This is a genomic window from Vibrio sp. KMM 9700 (assembly GCF_058545285.1).
In genome coordinates this window covers 1,949,400-1,966,839 of record NZ_CM178589.1, presented here as the reverse complement: position 1 = coordinate 1,966,839, position 17,440 = coordinate 1,949,400, and the positions used below count along the sequence as shown (strand labels likewise).

The window sequence follows — 17,440 nt, the reverse complement described above, 5'->3', positions numbered from 1 at the left end:
TAAAAGGTGCACCTTTTTAAAAACTTTTAAAACCATAACAAAAATACGGACTTATTCATTCGAATACACGTATAGGAAGAAGGTGTTGCTATGGGTTTTTTCTTACGCCGCTTAGGCTTTTATTTAATTGCACTGCTTGTCGCTGCAACCATTAATTTTATTATTCCACGCGCAATGCCAGGCGACCCTGTGACCATGATGTTTGCCAACGCAGGCGTCCAAGTTACCCCTGAACGCATCGAAGCGATGAAGCAATTGTTAGGCTTTGTAGATGGCCCAATTTGGCTGCAATACTTTGCTTATATGAAGAGTATTCTTAGCTGGGATCTCGGAACCTCTATCCAATTTTATCCACTCCCTGTTTCTGAGTTATTAGCTGGCGCTTTTGGTTGGTCACTCTTCTTAGCCGGTACAGCTGTACTATTGTCTTTCACTCTTGGCTCTGTTTTAGGTATTTTTGCCGCTTGGAAACGCGGTTCTAAATTCGACACAATTTTCTCACCTGGCATGCTTGTGATCCAAGCTGTGCCACAAGTGGTCATCGCCATGTTGGTGATGTTTGTCTTTGCCGTCGGCTTGCGTTGGTTCCCAACCGGTTACGCCTACACACCAGGCCTAACTCCTGACTGGACCAGTTGGACTTTCATCAAGGATGTTGCGTACCACGCTGTACTGCCTTTATTTTGCGCATCTATCGTTCAGGTCGGCGGCTTTTTAATTAATATGCGCAACAATATGATCAACTTACTTGGTGAAGACTATATCACCATGGCAAAAGGCAAAGGCTTAAAAGAAAACCGTGTGGTCTTCAACTACGCTGCGCGTAACGCCATGCTACCAAGTGTGACCGCTCTATCTATGTCCCTTGGGATGGCTATTGGTGGTCAACTTATTGTTGAAATTATCTTTAACTATCCAGGACTTGGCACCGTTTTATTCAATGCAATTAAAGCCCGTGATTACCAAGTGCTTCAAGGCCAACTTTTAATTATGACGCTCTTTATGCTCTTCTTTAACCTAGTTGCCGACATGCTATATGTATTCCTTGATCCGCGTCTGCGTAAAGGAGGGAAATAAGAATGAAAGCTTTAATTAAACTACTCCGAGGCAATACCAAGGCCATGATAGGTATGGCGATTCTAGGTATCTTCTTATTTATCGCAATTTTTGCGCCACTTTTAACTAGCTTTGAACCAGATAAACGCAGCGGCCGTCCACATGAATACCCTGCCCCTGTGGTGAAAATGGCGCAAGCAAATCCTGAAGGCTGGGTTGCAACAAACCTTGCTGATGACGCACGCAAACTGCGTATGTCTAAAGATGCAGAGCACACCTTAGGCACGACACGTATGGGACGAGATATTTGGTCACAGCTTGCGTATGGCGCGCGAACCTCGCTTGCCGTGGGCTTTGGCGCAGGGCTTGTGGTGTGCTTTTTGGCAACCGTCATTGGCGTCTCGGCGGGTTATTTTGGCGGTCGAATTGATGACATCCTAACCGCAGCCATGAATATCATGCTAGTGATCCCTCAATATCCATTACTCTTTGTTTTGGCAGCATTTATTGGGGAGGCGGGGCCAGTCACAATTGCAGTTTTAATCGGCTGTACTTCCTGGGCTTGGGGCGCTCGTGTGGTACGCGCACAAACGTTAGCGCTAAGAGAAAAAGAGTTTGTCAAAGCGGCTGAAGTATTAGGCGAATCCTCATTTAGAATTATTTTTGTTGAAATTCTGCCAAACCTTATCTCGATTGTCGGTGCAAGTTTTATCGGCTCTGTGATGTACGCAATTATGATGGAAGCAACAATTTCATTCCTCGGCTTAGGCGACCCAAGCACTGTCAGTTGGGGGATCATGCTCTATAACGTGCAGACCTCATCTTCTATCTTAATCGGCGCTTGGTGGGAGCTGCTTGCCCCTTGCTTTGCCTTAACTATGCTGGCGATTGGTCTTGCACTGCTTAACTTTGCCGTAGATGAAATTGCTAACCCGCAATTACGTTCACACAAGGGTATGAATCGTTGGAAAAAACTCGCAGCAGAGAACCAAAAAGAACGTACCCCTGAACTACCGCCACAAAATGCACTTTGGAGTGGAGATAAATAAAATGTCAGAACCTTTAATTCAAATCCGCGATCTGTGCGTTGACTATATTACTGATGCGGGCGATGTTCGCGCCGTCAATCATGTAAACTTTGAGATTGGCCAAGGCGAAGTCTTTGGTCTCGCTGGCGAGTCTGGCTGTGGTAAATCAACCGTCGCTTTCTCTTTGATGCGCCTACATAAGCCGCCTGCATTTATTACCGGTGGTGAGGTAATTTTCAATGGCGAAAATATCTTATCTTATAGCGATTATAAGATGTCTAATTTTCGCTGGCGTCAAATGTCTATGGTGTTTCAAAGTGCGATGAATGCACTCAACCCAGTATTGACGATTGAAGAGCAATTTTGCGATGTGATCATGCGTCACACCAACCTGAGCCGATATGAAGCCATTAAGCGCGCGCAGGGTTTACTCGAAATAGTAGACATCCACCCAAGCCGCTTAACCGATTATCCACACCAATTTTCAGGTGGCATGCGTCAACGCTTAGTTATCGCGATTGCTTTGGCGCTCAACCCTAAAATGATCATCATGGATGAGCCAACCACTGCGCTTGATGTGGTGGTGCAGCGCGAGATCCTACAAAAGATCTATGCCCTAAAAGAAGAGTTTGGATTTTCGATCCTCTTTATCACCCATGATCTCTCACTAATGGTTGAGTTCTCTGATCGCATTGGCGTGATGTACTCAGGTGAGTTGATTGAAGTGGCGCCATCTAAAGAGATCTTAACCTCACCTTATCATCCTTATACCGAAGGTTTGGGGAACTCCTTCCCATCCCTCACAGGGCCGAAAAACAAACTCCAAGGGATCCCAGGTAATCCATTGAATTTACTTGAAATCCCTCAAGGTTGCCGCTTCCAAGCACGCTGCGCGAAGGTGCAGGATATTTGTAAAACTAAGGCGACAAACTTGCAAGAAATTGAGTCTGGGCGTTTTTCAAATTGTCATTTATATCAAGCTCAAGCAATTGATGTTGCACAGGTTTAAGGAGAAGTTATGAGTATTTTAGACCAAGAAGTCACGGCAACATCACAAGCTGCAAACGAAGCACCACAAACCAAAAGCGATCCAAAGCGTGGTCAACTATTGGTTGAAGGGAAAAACCTTGTCAAAGACTTCCCGATTTCAAGCAATGCGTTAAAACAACCTATGATGCGCGCGCTTAATGATGTGTCTTTTAAAATGTTTAAAGGTCGCGGCCTCTCTGTTGTGGGTGAATCCGGATCGGGCAAATCAACCACAGCTAAGATGATCGCCAAGATGTATGCACCAACCTCAGGGGTGATTGAATACAAAGGCCGAGATATTGGCGAGATCAAGAAAAAAGCAGATTTGATGCGTTATCGCGAAGGCGTACAAATGGTTTGGCAAGATCCCTTTGGATCCCTTAACCCAACCCATAATATTTTCCATCATATTGCCCGCCCTTTGCTGATCCATAAAAAAGTTAGCGGCAACCATAAGGAACTAACCGAGCGAGTACATGAACTGCTTGAGCAAGTTGGCTTAAACCCTGCGCATGAAACCGCAGAAAAATTCCCGCACCAGCTTTCTGGTGGGCAAAGACAAAGGGTGAATCTGGCGCGAAACATTGCTGTTGGCGCAGAGGTGGTACTGGCTGATGAGCCTACCTCAATGCTCGATGTTTCGATTCGTGCGGGTGTTCTTAATTTGATGGAAGAGATGAAGTTTGAAAAGCAAATGTCACTGCTTTACATCACCCATGACATTGCAACAGCGCGTTATATCGCTGAAGATCTTTGCGTCATGTATGTTGGGCATATGGTGGAATGGGGCGACACAGATGAAGTGATCCATCACCCGCAGCACCCATATACGCAACTATTGGTGTCGGCAGTGCCCGATCCAAGCAAGTCGATTCACGAAAAGCTTAAAGGTAACAAAGGTGAAATTCCGCTGTGGACACCTGATTCGCTCGGTTGTCCTTTTGCTGGTCGCTGCTTACACGCTACGCCAAAGTGCCAAGAAGCACTTCCGCCTGTGACTAAGCTTTCTGAGAACCACTTTGTTCGCTGTTATTTATTTGAATAAAAATACTCAAAATAATTGGAGTTGCTGCAAGGCAACAAGCAATGAGACCCGATGAGCATATAAGAATATGTGATTCGGGCGAAGTCGCGCAGTTAACGCAGATGCAACTTCAAGTATGAAGAGTATAAGGTTTTGGCTCTTTTTGTTCGTTTAGTTTAACTCCTAAGTATTTTAGATGCATTTGCAACTTTAAGTATTAAGGTATAAATCCCCTACAAACTAATGTTGTCGAACTAAAAAGAGCCTTTTTCTTTCATCTTAATGAGCAAAAGGTACATGATGATCCAAATCCTCACCAATCATCTTGGGTATGCACCAAAGGATTCAAAAACGGCAATTTTCTTTGCTCCCGAAAAGCATCTTTTTAACGCTCAACTCATTGATGCCAAGACGCACCAAGCTATTTGCGATCTTGATGTTCAGCCGTGTGGATACTGCGAAGATTGGCTCTTGGATGATCCCTTTCATCGTGGCCACATGTATCAAATAAACTTTTCAAGCTTTTGTATTTTAGGGAAATATCAGATCCAAATTAAAGGACACTCATCTATTTTAGATCCCAAAGCTGAGCTTCTTGGGCACTCTCACGAATTTGAAATCAAAGATAATATTTTATTCAAGCGTTGCGCTTCTGATCTCGTCCATTACTTTAAATCTCAACGCAGCTCTGGGATCTGGGATGAAGCAGATAAACATGCGCCAATTTTTGAGCCTGATTCAAGCCAAGGTTCAGAGCCCAAAACCAAAGATGTTCACGGCGGTTGGTTTGACGCATCAGGTGATGTGAGCAAATATTTAAGCCACCTCTCCTATGCCAATTATTTTAACCCACAGCAGATCCCTATGTTGGTCTGGGTGTTATCCAATAGCTTTCAACGTTTTGAAAAGCTTATGGATAATCCAAACAAGAAACAGGACACCCATGTATTTCCGAGCTTTTTAAACCAACGCATCCAAGATGAAGCTTGCTTTGGCGCCGACTTTTTACTGCGCATGCAAGATGAATCTGGCTTCTTTTATATGACTGTGTTTGATAAATGGAGCAAAGATCCTACGCAACGTGAACTATGCAGCTATAAAACCCAAGACGGTCACAAACAAAACAGCTATCAAGCAGGGTTTCGTCAAGGTGGTGGCATGGCCATTGCTGCGTTGGCAGAAGCCGTTTGTCTTAAAACAGATAAAGCAACAAGCTATTGGCAAGCGGCACATCTGGGTTATCAGCACCTAAAAGAAAATAATCTCAAATACTTAGATGATGGCAAAGAAAATATCATCGATGTGTATTGCGCATTAATGGCAAGCATTAGCCTTTATAAAGCCCAAGCGCGCAGCAATACCGACTCTGGTTATCAAGCCGAAGCCAAGCAATGGGCACATGAGCTATGTGATTATTTTCATCAAGCTGAGTCAGGAAACAACTACTGGCTAGCAGATAAAAGCACCAAGCGACCCTATTTTCATGCAGCAGAAGCTGGACTGCCCTGCCTTGCATTACTCCAATATTCATTAATATTTGAAGATCCTGAGCCTTATATTCAGGACACCCTAGCACTTGCCTTGCAAGCAGAGCTTGATGTCACCGAGAGCGTCAAGAACCCATTTGCTTACCCAAGGCAATTCGTGAGGCCGCTGCACGAAAAAACGCAAGCAAGCTTTTTTATCCCCCAAGACAATGAAACCTTATATTGGTGGCAGGGTGAAAATGCGCGTTTAGCTAGCCTTGCAGCCGTGGCATGGGAGGCACAAAAGCTTGCCATACCCGATGTACTCAAAGCCCGACTCAGGTGTTATGCAAACCATAATGTGGACTGGATTTTAGGTCGAAATCCTTTTGATATCTGTATGTTAGACGGACATGGCTACAACAATCCAGAGTATCTTAGTGAGCTTGGTTTTTTTAATGCTAAAGGCGGCGTATGCAATGGGATCACAGCAGGATTTAACAAGGCGTCAGAGGTAGCATTTAACCCAGAACCTTATGCGCAAGACATGGCACAAAATTGGCGTTGGTCAGAACAATGGCTGCCTCATGGTGCATGGCTATTTTATGCCTTAAGCAGTCAATTTATTCAAAATAATCAATAAGAAGGTCAGTATGAGTATTCAATTAGGATTTAAAGTACTCGCTCAACACGAAGATCGTACATCCGTGTGCGTTAGCTTAACCAACCATACCAATCAAAGCATACAAGGTTGGCAGTTAAATTTTGCGTTTCGCTATTATATATATCCTGATTCTGTTCGCCTTGAGGGATTAGAGGATTCATTTAAATTCGAACAAGTGGGCAGCTTTTGCCAACTTAAGCTACCAAATACATTCAATCCCAAACAAGTGATTCAGCTTTATTTTGATGTCGAGGCCGCCTCGCTCACCCAGTATGATGATGGCATTAATGAGGCTATCCTAGTGCAAGGAGAGCAATTATTAAGTGTGGAATTGCTGACACCTCAACTCATTAGTAAGCTTGACGACGACTCACAAATGGATTTAGAGACAGGTGGGTGTCCCAAGTTTAATGACTCAGAAAATGATGGGTGTCCCGAGATTCAAAGCCCAATTATTCCAAAACCGCTGGCGATTAAAGCTCAGTCAGGGAACTATAGTTTTGAAGAAAGTTACCAATCAGATGTCACCACTTTGCTGGCGAAAAAAGCCAATCTTTGGTTAGCCCAAAGCTGCGCAGATATATCTAAAACAACAGGCTTAAACCTAGGTTTAAATGTTATATTTGCTGCCAGTGACAGCCCTAATTTTAAAGATTCTGATGAGGCATATTTACTCACTATCTCGCCGGAGCAAATCAGTATTCAGGCCCAAGCGAAAGCTGGTTTCTTTTATGCTGTCATAAGTTTGGTTCAAATAATTCAAGCCCAAGTCAAACAAGGGAAGTCTTTCATTGAGTGCCAAAAAATATTGGATGTCCCAAGATTTGGGCATCGCGGCATGATGCTTGATTGCGCGCGTCATTTTCATAGCATTGAGACCATCAAGCAGCTCATAGATACGCTTGCACAGTTAAAATTCAACCGCTTTCATTGGCATTTAACCGATGATGAAGGTTGGCGTATTGAGATCAAGGCATTCCCCGAACTGACGCAAGTTGGCGCATGGCGTGGAATTGATAAAACGCTTGAGCCGCAATATAGCCATTTGGCTGAGACCTATGGTGGTTTTTATACTCAAGATGAAATCAAGGATGTGATTGCTTTTGCTAAGGCGCGTCAAATTGAAGTGATCCCTGAAATTGATATCCCAGGGCACTGCCGCGCGGCAATAAAGTCTCTGCCACATTTACTTGTTGAAGATGCTGATAAGTCTATCTATCGCAGCGTCCAACATTATTCAGATAATGTGTTAAACCCAGGTTTAGCGGGAACTTATACCTTTATTGATACGGTTCTTGAAGAGGTCTGTGACTTGTTTGAGTCAGACTATGTACACATGGGCGCAGATGAAGTGCCACAAGGCGTATGGGAGAAAAGCCCAGCCGCGCAAGCTTTGATACAAAAAGAGCAACTTGATGATCCAAAAGCGCTGCAAGGTTATTTTTTACGTTATGTTGAAAACAAACTTAAAGCCTTAGGCAAACGCATGCTTGGTTGGGAAGAGATTTGTCATGGCGATAAAATCTCAACTGAAACCATTATTTGCTCATGGACCTCAGAAGAAGCCGCTTATGAATGTACCAAAAATGGGTTTGATGTGATCTTGCAACCTGCGCAATATACGTATCTGGATATTATTCAATCCAATAAAATTGATGCAATGGGCGCTAACTGGGCAGGTTTCACCCCAATTGAAAAAACTTACAGCTATGATCCGTTAAACCAACTAGACAGAGACAGCGCTGAGTTTAAGCATGTATTAGGGGTTCAATGTGGCCTTTGGTGCGAGCTTGTTAAAGATGAAAGCAGACTTAAACATATGCTCTTCCCGCGCCTGTATGCTGTCTCAGAAGTGGCATGGAGCGCAGCGAAAAATAAAAATTGGCAAGACTTTCAAACTAGGCTTGAGCAGCTTAATTAAAAATCACCGCGCGTGAGGTAGTTAAACTCAAGCGCACCTTCTCATCTAAGGCAAGGCATTGATCATGATAGACTTTCAATATCTTGCCTTGATATTCAATTAAATAATGGAAAATATCACCCATAAAGGTACGCTCGATGATTTGCCCTTGCCCCTCTTCATCCAAACTTAACGCCAGTTGACTTGGGCGGATCAAAGCTTGATAGGCATGGTTTGGCATCAATTCTTGATGACTTATATTGGTACAAATAGCGCCAAACTCTCCAAATAGGCTAAGAAACGCCTGCTCACCAATATAAGTGGCTGAGATATAATTGGCTTCGCCTAAGAAATTCGCGACAAACTTAGTTTTAGGCGCATGGTATAAGTCTTGCGCCAAGCCAAATTGCTCAATTCGCCCCTGATTCATCAGCGCCACCTTATCACTAAACGCAAAGGCTTCTTCTTTATTATGCGTGACAAAAATCGCGCTCACGCCTTGAGATTTAAAAATCTTTCGTATTTCCATAATGAGCTTTTGACGCACTTGCGAATCGATATTTGAAAACGGCTCATCGAGTAAAATCAGCTCAGGCTCATAAGCAAGACTGCGCGCAATAGCGACACGTTGCTGCTGACCGCCAGAAAGTTGATGTGGAAACTTATCGGCAAACTCTTCTAAATGCACTAGATTTAGCATTTTTTGAATCTGTCTTGCTTGCGCAGCTTTTTCTAGGTGAGTTAAGCCAAAGCCAATATTTTGCGCCACTGTCATATGTGGAAATAAAGCATAATCTTGGAAAATCAGCCCCATATTACGCAGCTCTGGCGGCACTTGCTCATTTGGCGAAGAAACTTGTTTCGCCCCAAGGAAAATACCGCCTTTGGTAATGGGCTGCAAACCTGCAATGACTTTGAGCAGTGTTGTTTTACCGCACCCGCTCGCACCGATAAGACATAAGATTTCACCCTTTTCTAAAGATAAATCAATATCTTCTAAAATCGTTTTATCTTGATAAGCACTGGCGATATTTTGCACAACTAGCGCATGTGTCGAGGCAATCATAAAGATCCTTTATCAATTGAGCGATGAATAAAAATAAGCGGTAAAGTGCCCACCACCACCAATAAAATCGCAGCCAAAGATGCGTGCTCTAGCATTTCATCAGAGGTGTAGTTGTAGACATAGGTGGCTAAGGTTTCAAAATTAAATGGGCGTAATAATATCGACGCATTAAGCTCTTTCATTGATTCAATAAAAACAAGTAAGAAGGCAGTTAAACTTGCACGCATAAGCAAAGGAAGATGTACTTTTTGTACCACCCCAAACCAAGACTCGCCCATGCTTCGCGCTGCGTAATCTAAATTTGGTGAAAGTCGTCCAAGGCCACTTTGTACACTACCAATCGCGACTGCGCTAAAACGCACCACAAAGGCAAAAATTAGCGCGACAATAGAGCCAGAAAACACTAGTCCAACAGGTGAAAAGCCTAATGCTTTCAATCCATTATTAAGAGCATGATCTAGCCCAAGTAACACCGTCATCGAACCAATCGCAAGAATCGTTCCCGGTAATGCATACCCTAAAGCGCCCATCAAACTCGGCGCCTTTGCCAAGCGATTAAGTTTAAATAAACCTATGCTTGAATGATGAAAATCATGATATTGATAATAGCGCTGATAGAAACATGCAGATAACGCAAAAATCAGTGCCACGCTGGCAGCAAGCGTCGAAACCATCAAGCTATTTTGAGTATAGATAAAAAACTCATTATTAAGGCTTTGCGAGAAATAACGCCACGCATAACTCAAAAGCTGCCATAAAGGAAGAATAAAGCCTGCGAATACAAGAAGGTAACACCAAACTACAATGCAATATTTCCTCCATCCATGCAGTGGCTTTTTTAGCGGCGCTTGGGGGCTAGACTCTTGAAACACTTTTTGCTTTCTGCGGCCATAGGTTTCAAAACCAATCAGCAAAAAGATCACCAGTAACATAAAGCTAGCAATCTGCGCGGCTGCGCCTAAATTAGAATAACCAAGCCAAGTATCATACACGCCTGTGGTTAAGGTATTGAGCGCAAAGTATTTTACTGTGCCAAAATCTGCTAGCGTTTCCATCGCAACTAAGGACAAACCAACCATGATGGCAGGTCTTGCTAAAGGCAGTGCGATTTTGAAAAAACTTTGACTCGAACTAGCTTTTAAAATACTCGCCGATTGCAGCAAACGCGTGTTTTGACTTAAAAAAGCACTACGTGCTAATAAGTAAATATAAGGAAATAAAACGAGCGAAAGGACTAAAATCGCGCCACTTAAACTGCGCATTTCAAAAAAAGAATAATCTTGAACTTGCCAACCTGTGATAGATCGTAGTGCAAGTTGAATTGGGCCTGCGACATCAAACCAATCGGTATAGATATAACCAATGATGTACGCAGGCATAGCTAACGGCAGCACTAAAAGCCATTGCAAATAACGTCCAGTTGGCACTTGATACATGGTCAAGCACCAAGCGGGCGGCAGCGCAAAGCATAAACTCAGTACACATACGCCAAGTACTAAGGCAAATGTATTGAGCGCATAGGTAGGTAATACGCTCGTGATTAAATGCTCAAATAAGGCACCTGTTTCAGCAATAGACTGGTAAAAGATTGCCACAATCGGCAAGCATAAACTCAAACTAAATAACCAAAACAGGCTTTGCAACGAAGCTTTTTTTAAGTACTGCAACATAAATTAAAGATCAAACTGCACTTCATCGAGCAACTTAACTGCTTTCTCTTTGTTATTCGCAATTTCATCTAAAGCTAGGTCATCCACTTTAAACTCACCCCATGACGCAACAAGTTCAGAAACAGGCGCGCTTGGTTTCACTGGGTGTTCATAGTTAACTTCAGCGTACATAGCTTGCGCTTTGTCTGAAGAAAGGAAGGTCATGAGTTTTAAAGCGTTTTCTTGGTTTGGTGCATGTTTTGCCATCGCCATACCGCTGACATTGACGTGCGTCCCGTTCGCTTCTTGACCAGGGAAGTTTAACTCTACAGCTTCTGCCCATGTTTTTTGCTCTGCATCTTCAAGCATTTTGCCAAGGTAATAGCTATTCCCTAGTGAAACATCACACACGCCCTCTTTAATTGCCTGAACTTGCGCGCGATCATTGCCTTGAGGTTTACGTGCAAGGTTTGCTTTCACGCCTTCTAGCCAAGTTTTAGCTTCTGCCTCACCGTGATGTGCGATCACTGACGCAACTAAAGATACATTGTAAGGATGCTTACCACTACGGGTACAAATTTTGCCTTTCCACTGCGGATCAGCAAGGTTGATGTAATCAAAGCTAGCCGGAAGTTTACCAACGCGCTCTTTTGAAGAATAAACCCCACGCGCACGAGTGGTTAAGGCAAACCATTCATTGTCAGCGCTTCTAAATTGCGCGGGAATATTTTGCTCAATTTCTTTGTTTTTAACTTGCTGGACTAAGTCATTCTTCGCAAGATCAGAAAGACGTGCAATATCAACAGTTAATAGTACATCTGCTGGGCTATATTCACCTTCTTGTTTAAGCTTTTCCACCAAGCCATCTTTGGCAAACTGAACATTAACTTTGATCCCTGTTTCTTTGGTAAAGGCATCTAGCATAGGTTCAATTAAAAAAGGTTGGCGGTAAGAATAGACATTGACTTCCTCTGCTGCAAAAGCTGGCGCAATACTGCTTAGCCCTAAACCAGTCAGCAAAGATAGTTTAACTGCAGATGAAACGTTAGAAGTTTGCTGTCGTGATGGTTTTGACATAAAAGATAGCTTTAACATAAGACTTTCCTTGTTTTTTGTAAGTGATAATAATTCTCAATGCGATTAATATTAAAGAACAAACCTAAAAAAACAAGATCTCATATTGCAAAAATGCAAAAAGCCCCGCGTTTTTTAGCGAGGCTTTTGTAAGCAAATATTTATACTCTTTATTCTTGAGTTTTTAATCTGTTATTACTTATTCACAGCAAACTCAGGGTAAGCAACCACACCACAATCGTGAATGTCCATGCCTTCCATTTCTTCTTCTTGTGTTACGCGGATACCCATTACAGATTTAAGAACCTGCCACACAATCAGACTTGCGATGAATACCCAAGCGAAGATAGATACTGCGCCTAGAAGCTGTGCACCGAATGTTGCATCTGCGTTGCTTAGTGGCACAACCATTACACCGAAGAAACCACATACACCGTGAACAGATAACGCACCCACTGGATCATCAACTTTGATTTTGTCAAAGGCTACGATACTTGCCACAACAATCACACCAGCAACCGCACCAATTACAACAGCAAATAGAGGTGATGGAGAAGCTGGGTCTGCAGTGATTGCCACAAGACCTGCTAATGCACCGTTCAGAATCATACTTAGGTCAGCTTTGCCCCAAATAGATTTAACAACAATTAGAGCACCAATTGCGCCAGCAGAAGCTGCTGCGTTAGTGTTTACAAAAACAGTACCGATAGCTGTTGCATCATCTGCACTTGCAAGTGCAAGTTGTGAACCACCGTTAAAGCCAAACCAACCCAACCATAGGATAAATGTACCTAAAGTTGCAAGCGGCATGCTTGAGCCTGGGATTGGGTGAATTTCACCGTTTTTACCATATTTACCACGACGCGCGCCAAGTAGTAGTACACCAGCTAGAGCCGCTGCTGCGCCTGCCATGTGAACAATACCAGAGCCTGCAAAGTCACTAAATCCAGCTGCAGATAGGAAACCGCCGCCCCATGTCCAGTAACCTGAAATTGGGTAGATAAATGCAGTTAGAATCACTGAGAAAACAAGGAAAGCAGAAAGCTTCATACGTTCAGCAACTGCGCCAGAAACTACTGACATTGCTGTTGCAACAAATACTACTTGGAAGAAGAAATCAGAACCAAGTGAGTGTGATGCATCTTCTGCTTGAGAGCCAATAAGTAGGCCAATTGAAGGTAGGAAACCACCTTCTGCGTTATCTACGTACATGATGTTATAGCCAACAACCAAATACATGGTGCAAGCAATTGCAAATAGCACAAAGTTTTTAGTTAAGATTTCAGTGGTATTTTTAGAGCGCACCATGCCTGCTTCTAACATTGCAAAGCCTGCTGCCATCCACATGACTAAAGCACCAGAAATGAGTAAGAAAAATGTATCAAGTGCGTATTTTAATTCACCAATCGTTGCTACTGTATCCATGCTCTTATCTCCCTTACAGTGCTTCGTTATCTGTTTCGCCCGTACGAATACGGATCGCTTGTTCTAAATCGTAAACAAAGATTTTACCGTCACCGATTTTGCCGGTTTGCGCAGCTTGTGTGATCGCTTCAATCACGCGATCAACGTTATCTGCTTGAGTGGCGATCTCTAGCTTCACTTTTGGCAAGAAATCAACTTGATATTCTGCGCCACGATAAAGCTCTGTGTGACCTTTTTGACGGCCAAAGCCTTTTACTTCAGTCACTGTCATCCCTTCAATGCCTACATCTGCAAGCGCTTCACGAACATCATCGACTTTAAATGGTTTGATGATTGCGGTAATTTGTTTCATAACGTTCCCTCTTTCTTAGGCGTCCGAGCAATTTTTTAAGTGGCCAGTGCAATCTAAAATAATGACTGCTACAACGAAGCCAATTTTTACAACTGATAATAGATATACAATATGCGTGCCAAAAAACCAAAAACCATCAAAAATAAAACATAAATAATTGATAAACAAATAAAAATAAACAAAACCTAGATGCATTTAGTTATTCATCACACTGTTTAATCACAAAAACCTCGATTGACACTAGGCACCAAAATACCTCAACGCACCAAAATAGTGCCAACAATTCAATCTAACTCACAAATAGTTGGAAAAGCGCAAAAAACAAATGCACAAAAATAGTGCAAACCTATTTAAAACTATCAAATGAAAAAAATAAGCATCAAAAATAGTGCGGATTTGCACCGGATCTGAGCAAGAGAAAGCTCAGTCAAAGGACAATGAAATTGTTATACTTATACAAAATCGTACGTTTAACGAAACAAAAGGCAAAGCTATGGACTTTGAATTTAAAAAAGATATTTTAGATGGCAGCTATCGCGCCGAGTTTTCACAAGGCCATGAAGCCATTGGTTTATGGTTAATTGAAGAAATTGGAAAAGATAAACAAAAGTTGGCCGCCATCCTAGCTGCAGCAAAAGCGCACCACGATAATTTGCAGACTTGGACTTATCAAGGAGATCAATGGCGCCTTCAAATTGAAAATAATGAAGTGCATATTCAGGCGATTTCCTTATTAGAAGAAAAAGAAACAGAAGCCTATGCTGATATTTTGGATGAAGTAGAATTTGTCGAGACTCAGAATTTTGATCCCGATGATATGCTCGATGAGTACCCAGATGAGAGCGAAGCTTTTTGCGGCGTCGAAGATTTTGAGCAAATGCTTGAATCTTGGGATGAGTTTGTACGCTAATCGCCCTTCAATAAATAAAAAAACAGCCCCTGAATGAGTATCATCACAGAGGCTGGTTTAGTTATCTAAGCTGTTAAGTTAAAACCAATCAACTAGACTGCTTTTTGGATAATCACTTCATTCGCAGGTTTCGTATAAGCATCCATACGGTGGAAGTTTAGATAGCGATAGGTATCCGCAGCAGTTGCATTGATCTTATCTGCAAACTCTAAGTATTCTGCAGGGGTTGGAATGCGTCCTAAAATCGCCCCGACCACAGCAAGCTCTGCCGATGCCAAGAAGACATTCGCGCCAGTACCTAAACGGTTCGGGAAGTTACGCGTTGAGGTTGAGATAACTGTTGCGCCATCTGCAACACGCGCTTGGTTACCCATACATAGCGAGCATCCCGGAGTTTCTAAACGTGCCCCAGCTTTACCGAAGATACTGTAATAGCCTTCATCAATCAGCTGATCTTTATCCATCTTAGTTGGTGGCGCGACCCAAAGTCTGGTATCAAGCACTGCGTTATGGCTATCAATCAGCTTACCTGCCGCTCTAAAGTGGCCAATGTTGGTCATACATGAACCGATAAAGACTTCATCAACTTCAGTATTTTGCACATCAGAAAGTAGACGCGCATCATCTGGATCATTTGGCGCACATAAAATTGGCTCTTTGATTTCAGCCAGATCAATGTCGATCACATGGGCATACTCAGCGTCTTTATCTGCTTCCATCAAGCTTGGGTTATCCAGCCACTCTTGCATCGCGACAATGCGGCGCTCAATAGTGCGGCGATCGCCATAACCTTCTGAGATCATCCACTTCAGCATAACGATGTTGGATTCAAGGTATTCAGCAATCGACTCTTGTGACAGTTTAATCGTACAACCCGCAGCTGAACGCTCCGCCGATGCATCTGAAATTTCAAACGCTTGCTCAACCGTTAAGTGCTCAAGGCCTTCAACTTCAAGTACGCGACCTGAGAATTCATTGATTTTGCCAGACTTTTCAACTGTTAATAGGCCATTTTTAATTCCGTAATAAGGGATCGCATGGACTAAATCACGCAAGGTAATACCTGGTTGCATCTTGCCTTTAAAGCGAACCAATACAGATTCAGGCATATCCAGAGGCATTACGCCAGTTGCCGCGGCAAAGGCAACTAGACCAGAACCTGCAGGGAAAGAAATCCCCATCGGGAAACGGGTGTGCGAGTCACCACCTGTACCGACTGTATCAGGCAAGAGCATGCGGTTTAGCCATGAGTGAATAATACCATCGCCCGGACGTAGCGATACGCCGCCACGGTTGGTCATAAAATAAGGCAATGTTTTATGCGTCGTCACATCAACAGGTTTTGGATAAGCTGACGTATGACAGAAAGACTGCATTACCAAATCTGCTGAAAAGCCAAGACATGCGAGATCTTTTAGCTCATCACGGGTCATTGGACCTGTGGTATCTTGTGAGCCAACCGTTGTCATTTTAGGTTCACAGTAAGTGCCCGGACGAATGCCTTCTACGCCACATGCTTTACCAACCATTTTTTGCGCAAGCGTAAAGCCTGCTGTTGAATCTTTGGCAGGCGCAGGACGGCGGAACACATCGCTTGGCTCAAGACCAAGTGATTCACGCGCGCGGTCCGTTAGCCCACGGCCAATGATAAGCGGAATACGGCCACCGGCGCGAACTTCATCATAAATCACATCGGTTTTTAGCTTGAAGGTTGAGAGCACTTCATCTGTGCCGGCTTTACATACCTTGCCTTCAAATGGGTAAACATCAATCACATCACCCATATTTAATTTTGAGACATCAAACTCAACTGGCAATGCGCCCGCATCTTCCATCGTATTGAAGAAGATTGGTGCAATTTTACCACCAAAGACAAAACCACCTGCGCGTTTGTTTGGCACGTAAGGAATATCTTCGCCCATAAACCAAAGCACTGAGTTGGTTGCAGATTTACGTGAAGAGCCGGTGCCCACAACATCGCCAACATAAGCGAGTGGATAGCCTTTTTCTTTTAGTTTATCAATGGTTGAAATTGGGCCAACTTCACCTGCTTTGTCAGGTTCAATCCCATCACGGGCATTTTTAAGCATTGCGAGTGCATGCAAAGGAATATCTGGACGTGACCAAGCATCTGGCGCTGGCGAAAGATCATCTGTGTTGGTTTCACCTGTGACTTTAAACACAGTCAGCGTGACTTTTTCATCAAGGTTTTTACGGTCAAGGAACCACTGCGCATCCGCCCAAGATTGCATGATCTTTTGTGCGTGTGGATTGCCGGCTTTGGCTTTTTCTTCAACATCATAGAAAGCATCAAAAACGAGTAATGTATGCGACAGCGCTTTGACTGCGATCTCAGCTAACTCTTCATCTTCTAAACATTCAATCAGTGGTTCAATGTTATAACCACCTTGCATAGTACCGAGCAGGCGCGTCGCTTCTTTGCGATCAATTAATGGTGAGCTTGCTTCTTTTTTGATGATTGCTGCAAGAAAACAGGCTTTGACATAAGCGGCTTCATCAACACCTGGCGGGATACGATTAACAAAAAGATCTAGAATAAAGTCTTCTTCGCCTTGTGGCGGCGTTTCTAACAATTTAACAAGTTCAGCAGTTTGCTCTGCATTTAGCGGCTGCGGCACCACACCTTGCGCAGCACGCTCTTCTACATGTTTACGATAAGCTTCAAGCACGACATCTTCCTCATATTGCGGTCTTCTCTCTTGATTTAGTTATATGAGAGAAAACTTCCTTGGATACTTGGCATTTTTGTAAGGATATCAATTACTCTTAAATGCCA

At 43.2% G+C, this 17,440-nt stretch carries 13 protein-coding genes; 7 read left to right on the top strand and 6 right to left on the bottom strand.

Annotated features, from left to right (window positions below):
* Nucleotides 1-90 precede the first annotated feature (90 nt).
* From AC2VOY_RS08740 to AC2VOY_RS08715, 6 genes are all read left to right on the top strand, one after another.
* Complete coding sequence (locus AC2VOY_RS08740) at nt 91-1,077, top strand: ABC transporter permease (RefSeq protein WP_491830941.1); 987 nt, start codon at nt 91-93, stop codon at nt 1,075-1,077.
* Nucleotides 1,078-1,079: 2 nt separating this feature from the next.
* Entirely contained in the window at nt 1,080-2,105 is a 1,026-nt protein-coding gene (locus AC2VOY_RS08735; protein WP_491830940.1) for an ABC transporter permease, read from the top strand.
* Between the two features lies 1 nt (nt 2,106).
* On the top strand, nt 2,107-3,093 hold the full coding sequence (locus tag AC2VOY_RS08730; protein WP_491830939.1) for an ABC transporter ATP-binding protein: 987 nt from the start codon (nt 2,107-2,109) through the stop codon (nt 3,091-3,093).
* Nucleotides 3,094-3,102: 9 nt separating this feature from the next.
* A complete protein-coding gene (locus tag AC2VOY_RS08725; RefSeq protein WP_491830937.1) occupies nt 3,103-4,158 on the top strand; it encodes an ABC transporter ATP-binding protein in 1,056 nt (351 codons plus the stop codon).
* A 282-nt stretch (nt 4,159-4,440) separates the two neighbouring features.
* A complete protein-coding gene (locus AC2VOY_RS08720; protein ID WP_491833060.1) occupies nt 4,441-6,246 on the top strand; it encodes a glycoside hydrolase family 9 protein in 1,806 nt (601 codons plus the stop codon).
* A gap of 10 nt (nt 6,247-6,256) precedes the next feature.
* Nucleotides 6,257-8,188, top strand: a complete 1,932-nt coding sequence (locus tag AC2VOY_RS08715) for a beta-N-acetylhexosaminidase (RefSeq protein WP_491830936.1) — start codon at nt 6,257-6,259, stop codon at nt 8,186-8,188.
* Here the strand turns inward: AC2VOY_RS08715 and AC2VOY_RS08710 are convergent.
* The 5 genes from AC2VOY_RS08710 to glnK form a co-directional block, all read right to left on the bottom strand.
* Complete coding sequence (locus AC2VOY_RS08710; RefSeq protein WP_491830934.1) at nt 8,181-9,233, bottom strand: ABC transporter ATP-binding protein; 1,053 nt, start codon at nt 9,231-9,233, stop codon at nt 8,181-8,183. The two genes, AC2VOY_RS08715 and AC2VOY_RS08710, sit on opposite strands and share 8 nt — an antisense overlap.
* The gene (locus AC2VOY_RS08705; protein WP_491830932.1) at nt 9,230-10,903 is read right to left on the bottom strand and encodes an ABC transporter permease; all 1,674 of its coding nucleotides are present in this window, start codon (nt 10,901-10,903) and stop codon (nt 9,230-9,232) included. Before AC2VOY_RS08705 ends, AC2VOY_RS08710 begins: the two co-directional genes overlap by 4 nt.
* 3 nt (nt 10,904-10,906) lie before the next feature.
* The gene (locus AC2VOY_RS08700; RefSeq protein WP_491833059.1) at nt 10,907-11,959 is read right to left on the bottom strand and encodes a Fe(3+) ABC transporter substrate-binding protein; all 1,053 of its coding nucleotides are present in this window, start codon (nt 11,957-11,959) and stop codon (nt 10,907-10,909) included.
* A 192-nt stretch (nt 11,960-12,151) separates the two neighbouring features.
* The gene (locus AC2VOY_RS08695; protein WP_491830930.1) at nt 12,152-13,381 is read right to left on the bottom strand and encodes an ammonium transporter; all 1,230 of its coding nucleotides are present in this window, start codon (nt 13,379-13,381) and stop codon (nt 12,152-12,154) included.
* A gap of 13 nt (nt 13,382-13,394) precedes the next feature.
* Nucleotides 13,395-13,733, bottom strand: coding sequence for a P-II family nitrogen regulator (gene glnK, locus AC2VOY_RS08690; RefSeq protein ID WP_491830929.1), 339 nt, complete (start codon nt 13,731-13,733; stop codon nt 13,395-13,397).
* Nucleotides 13,734-14,226: 493 nt separating this feature from the next.
* Here glnK and AC2VOY_RS08685 point away from each other — a divergent pair, with 493 nt between their 5' ends.
* Nucleotides 14,227-14,643: a YacL family protein gene (locus AC2VOY_RS08685; RefSeq protein ID WP_491830927.1), complete on the top strand. Its 417-nt coding sequence runs from the start codon at nt 14,227-14,229 to the stop codon at nt 14,641-14,643.
* A gap of 92 nt (nt 14,644-14,735) precedes the next feature.
* On the opposite strand, the gene acnB is transcribed toward AC2VOY_RS08685, so the two are convergent.
* Nucleotides 14,736-17,333 carry a bifunctional aconitate hydratase 2/2-methylisocitrate dehydratase gene (acnB, locus tag AC2VOY_RS08680; protein ID WP_491830925.1) on the bottom strand — a complete coding sequence of 866 codons (2,598 nt, stop codon included), beginning with the start codon at nt 17,331-17,333 and terminating at the stop codon, nt 14,736-14,738.
* Nucleotides 17,334-17,440 lie beyond the last annotated feature (107 nt).

Coding starts and splice junctions, on each gene's coding strand:
- AC2VOY_RS08740 (WP_491830941.1), top strand. CDS start 91: ATGGGTTTTTTCTTACGCCGCTTAGGCTTTTATTTAATTGCACTGCTT.
- AC2VOY_RS08735 (WP_491830940.1), top strand. CDS start 1,080: ATGAAAGCTTTAATTAAACTACTCCGAGGCAATACCAAGGCCATGATA.
- AC2VOY_RS08730 (WP_491830939.1), top strand. CDS start 2,107: ATGTCAGAACCTTTAATTCAAATCCGCGATCTGTGCGTTGACTATATT.
- AC2VOY_RS08725 (WP_491830937.1), top strand. CDS start 3,103: ATGAGTATTTTAGACCAAGAAGTCACGGCAACATCACAAGCTGCAAAC.
- AC2VOY_RS08715 (WP_491830936.1), top strand. CDS start 6,257: ATGAGTATTCAATTAGGATTTAAAGTACTCGCTCAACACGAAGATCGT.
- AC2VOY_RS08710 (WP_491830934.1), bottom strand. CDS start 9,233: ATGATTGCCTCGACACATGCGCTAGTTGTGCAAAATATCGCCAGTGCT.
- AC2VOY_RS08705 (WP_491830932.1), bottom strand. CDS start 10,903: ATGTTGCAGTACTTAAAAAAAGCTTCGTTGCAAAGCCTGTTTTGGTTA.
- AC2VOY_RS08700 (WP_491833059.1), bottom strand. CDS start 11,959: ATGTCAAAACCATCACGACAGCAAACTTCTAACGTTTCATCTGCAGTT.
- AC2VOY_RS08695 (WP_491830930.1), bottom strand. CDS start 13,381: ATGGATACAGTAGCAACGATTGGTGAATTAAAATACGCACTTGATACA.
- glnK (WP_491830929.1), bottom strand. CDS start 13,733: ATGAAACAAATTACCGCAATCATCAAACCATTTAAAGTCGATGATGTT.
- AC2VOY_RS08685 (WP_491830927.1), top strand. CDS start 14,227: ATGGACTTTGAATTTAAAAAAGATATTTTAGATGGCAGCTATCGCGCC.